Here is a 4,057-nt window from a genome sequence, read left to right on the forward strand (position 1 = left end):
AGGTGGGGGCGGGCGGTGTGGCCGCCGGGCCCGGAGACGCGGACGACGAGTTTGTCGCAGGCGGAGGTGATCGGGCCGGTGCGCAGGCCGAGCTGGCCGACGTCGACCCGGGGGTCGCAGTGGAGGCCGAAGATGCGGTCGACGCCGCTGATGCCACCGTGGGCCATGACCTCCAGCGCCCCGCCGGGCAGCTCTTCGGCGGGCTGGAAGATCAGCCGCACCCGACCGGGAAGCAGGCCCGCGGCGGCCTGCTGGGCCAGGAAGAGGGACGTGCCGAGCAGGACCGTGGTGTGCACGTCGTGGCCGCAGGCGTGGCAGACGCCGGGCACGGTCGAGCGGTGCGCCACGTCCTTCTCGTCCTGCAGCGGCAGGGCGTCGATGTCGGCGCGCAGCGCGATGGTGGGGCCGTCACCGCTGCCCACGTCGCAGATCAGCCCCGTGCCCTTGGGGAGCACCGATGGCGTCAGCCCGGCGGCGGTGAGCCGCTCGGCGATGCGCTGCGTCGTGCGATATTCGGCGAAGGCCAGCTCCGGGTGCATGTGGAGGTCGCGGCGGAATGCCACGAGATCCTGCTCGGTCTCCGCCAGGAACGCGTCGAGTTCGCCCCGAAGCTCACGTCCCCGCATATGTCACCGTCCTGTCCCAATGCCGCACACCTCGATATGTACAAGGCCATCGCGGCTCATGCGCTGAAATAACTCTCCGTCCCGCGTTGGCCCACCCGGTCGAGCGGCCGCTCGTCGAATCAGAAGACACACCCGGTGGTATCGGTGCGCGAGATCGTCAGCACGGGCTTCGCCTACGTCGGTGGCGAGCGCCTCCGCAGCCCGGGAGCACGGCGGTCGGCCGTGAGCCCGATGGCGATGGTTCGACTTTATCGCCACCGCGAGACTTCGCGGTGACAGATACCCCAAAAGTTGTCCGGTGGCATGTCCGAAACCGCTGGTTGTCACGTTCCGTGCGGGTACGGCTGATCCGGAAATAGTCACAAGGGATCAGTAGATCGTGACCCGATGAGCCCCCTCCCAAACGTGGTCAGCGATTCCGAATCCTGTCACCTTCTGTCATGGTCATCACACTTCCGAGACTGCTGCGTATGAGAAGAATGCGTGTTTCACTCGCTATATGATCACTAATATCCCGTTCGGGGAGAAGAGTGCTGGGTTGAGCATCTTCGAGCCGAGTGAGGGGACCCTGGTGGTCGTACCCTCGCTCTCCCTTCCGCAGGACGAGCTGCGCCGGATCAAGGGAGCCAGGTCGTACGAGGAGCGTCTGCTGTTCCTGCTGCTCACGCTCCGCAACCCCGGTGTCAAGGTGGTCTATCTCTCCTCCGCGCCGATCGATCCGGACATCGTCGACTACTACTTCTCGTTCCTGCCCGACCCCGACGACGCCGCCAAACGCCTGACGCTGGTCAGCGTGGACGAGCCCTGGTCCCAGCCGCTGACCAGGACCCTGCTCGCCCACCCCGACATCGTCGAGCAGGTACGCGCGGCGATCACCGGCGAGGCGTGGCTGGTGCCGTTCGTGCTGAGCGAGCTGGAGGAGGAGCTCGCCGCGTCGCTCGGCATCCCCCTCTACGGGCCGGCCACGTCCCTGGCCTATTACGGTTCCAAGAGCGGGGCCCGCGAGGTCGGGCACGAAGCCGGCGTGCCGATGCCGCGCGGCTTCGGCGACGTGCGCACGGCACTGGAGATCGACGAGGCTATCGAGGCCCTGCCGGGCGAGCGTGTGATCGTCAAGCTCAACGACGGCTACTCCGGGCTCGGGAACGCCATCGTGACCAAGGGCGACCGGTCGCTGACCAGCTTCGCGGCGACCGGGGAGACCTGGGACTCGTTCGCCGCGAAGATCGCCGACCGTGGAGCGGTGGTCGAGGAGTTCATCGAGCACCGCCCGCTGTACTACCCCAGCGCGCTGGCCCAGATCACGCCCGGCGGGCAGGCGCAGGTGCTGGCCACCCACGACCAGGTGCTGGGCGGCGCCAACGGCCACGTCTACCAGGGCTGCACGTTCCCGGCGGCGTCCGCGTACCGCGCCGAGGTGGGCGCGTCGGCCCGGCGGATCGCGCAGATCCTGGCCGACCGGGGCGTGGTCGGGCTGTTCGGGATGGACTTCTTCGCGCTCAAGGCGGACGCCGGGTACGCGGCGCTGCTGTGCGAGATCAACCTGCGCATCGGCGGGACGACACATCCGTTCGGGGCGGCCGTGCTGACGACGGGGGCGACGTACGATCCGGCCACCGGCTACCTCATGTGCGGGGATCAGCCGAAGTTCTACACCGCGACCGACAACTGCGCCTCGGCGTGCCTGCTGGGCCGCACGCCGGGTGAGGTGATCCGGACGGCGGAACGGCTCGGGCTCGGCTTCGACGCCGAGCGGCGGACCGGGAACGTGTTCCACCTGCTCGGGGCGATCCCCGAGCACGGGAAGCTGGGCTTCACCTCGATCGGCGACTCCCGCGAGGAGGCCGGCGAGCTGCACGCCCTGACCCGGCGGCTACTTTGCGGCACCTGATCGCACGCCGCCGTCCCTGACGGACGAGCCGCGCAGGCCGCGCCAGCCGAGCGCACCCACCACGACGCCGAGGATGACGTTCACCACGATCAGGATGCCGTGGACCACGTAGAAGCTGGTCGGATGGCCATCGGCCAAGTTAAACCCGAGGTTCACCCACTCGAAGATCATGAAAACGCCGAGGACGATCAGGAATCCGGCCGTCTTTCGTGACATGCGTGCCTCTCCAGTATCGAACGCGAATCTTCGGGGGATGTGTCGCCACATGCGTATTAACTCAGAGCTACGCTGAGACGGCCATGTGGACGAAAATCGTGCCAATCACGGCGCTCATCGCCTCGGTCGCGCTCTCCGGCGGGACCGCACACGCCGAGCCGACGACACCGGTCGGCGGTGCGGCTCTGGGCAGCCGCGGCCTGGTCATCCCCGCAGGCGTCAAGAAGCCACCCACGAGCAAGGCTACTTCCTACGTCATCGCGGACGCCGACACGGGTCAGGTGCTGGCGGCGAAGGACGCCCACGGCAAGTACCTGCCGGCCAGCACGATCAAGGCGCTGACCGCGCTCACGCTGATCCCCAAGCTCGACAAGAACCAGAAGGTGCGGCCCAGCCAGAACGCCTGCAACCAGGAGGGCAGCGCCGTCGGCCTGACGCCCAAGGTGACGTACAAGGTGGACGACCTGTTCAAGGCGTTGATGATGGCCTCGGGCAACGACGCCGCGATGGCCCTGGCCGAGACGAACGGCGGCGTCCCCCAGACGATGCGCGACATGAACGCGCTGGCCAAGCGGCTGCAGGCGTACGACACGGTGGCCAAGACGCCCAGCGGGCTGGACCAGCCGGGGCAGAGCAGCTCGGCGTACGACCTGGCGCTGATCGCGCGCGCCGGCCTCGCCAACCCCGACTTCCGGCGCTATATCAGCACGAAGACCACGAGGTTCCCGGCCCCCAAGGGCCATTACGAGATCAGCAACCACAACAAGCTGCTCTGGCGCTACGACGGCATGATCGGCGTCAAGAACGGCTACACCTCCAAGGCACGCGCCAGCTTCGTCGGCGCGGCCACGCGCGGCGGGCACACCATCGTGGTGAGCATCATGCGGCACGAGGGCTTCTTCTGGGACGAGGTGGCCTCGCTGCTCGACTGGGGTTTCTCGGTCAGGGGCAAGGCCCAGCCGGTCGGCCAGCTGGTGAACCCGCTCCCCGACCCGGCGCTCGCCGCGCCGCCCGCCAGGGCTCCGGCCACGCCGGCCAATTCCGTCACCCCGGCCGCGCAGCCGCCGTTGCTGGACACCGCGGCCTCCCGGCAGAGCGACTCGACCAGGACGGTCGGCGCGCTGGTGATCGGCGGCGGGCTGCTGTTCGGGCTGGTCTGGCTCGGTCTCGGCATCCGGCGCAGGCGCGCCAGGTCACGCCTCTGACGCCCGGCTGGGCGCGGACTCCCGCGCCCGGCCGTCCGGCGCGGCGTTCCCGTCCCGCCGGACGTCCTGATCCGGCAGCACGTCCAGATCCGGCCGCACGGCCTGATCCGGTTCCACGG

The 4,057-nt window shown here is 68.9% G+C and carries 4 protein-coding genes; 2 read left to right on the forward strand and 2 right to left on the reverse strand.

Features of this window, described 5'->3' with window-relative positions; genetic code table 11:
- Nucleotides 1-626: amidohydrolase (locus E1286_RS46385; RefSeq protein WP_132623673.1), on the reverse strand; the 626-nt coding region annotated here is incomplete at its 3' end.
- 538 nt (nucleotides 627-1,164) lie between these two features.
- Here E1286_RS46385 and E1286_RS46390 point away from each other — a divergent pair.
- Entirely contained in the window at nucleotides 1,165-2,517 is a 1,353-nt protein-coding gene (locus tag E1286_RS46390) for a peptide ligase PGM1-related protein (protein ID WP_132623675.1), read from the forward strand.
- Here E1286_RS46390 and E1286_RS46395 read toward each other — a convergent pair.
- Nucleotides 2,500-2,733: an SCO4848 family membrane protein gene (locus E1286_RS46395; protein WP_132623677.1), complete on the reverse strand. Its 234-nt coding sequence runs from the start codon at nucleotides 2,731-2,733 to the stop codon at nucleotides 2,500-2,502. The two genes, E1286_RS46390 and E1286_RS46395, sit on opposite strands and share 18 nt — an antisense overlap.
- 98 nt (nucleotides 2,734-2,831) lie before the next feature.
- On the opposite strand from E1286_RS46395, the gene E1286_RS46400 reads away from it, so the two are divergent.
- Nucleotides 2,832-3,938, forward strand: a complete 1,107-nt coding sequence (locus tag E1286_RS46400; RefSeq protein WP_246075730.1) for a D-alanyl-D-alanine carboxypeptidase family protein — start codon at nucleotides 2,832-2,834, stop codon at nucleotides 3,936-3,938.
- Nucleotides 3,939-4,057: the final 119 nt, after the last annotated feature.

The sequence above is a fragment of the Nonomuraea terrae genome (assembly GCF_004348995.1).
In the GTDB taxonomy this organism is placed as follows: domain Bacteria; phylum Actinomycetota; class Actinomycetes; order Streptosporangiales; family Streptosporangiaceae; genus Nonomuraea; species Nonomuraea terrae.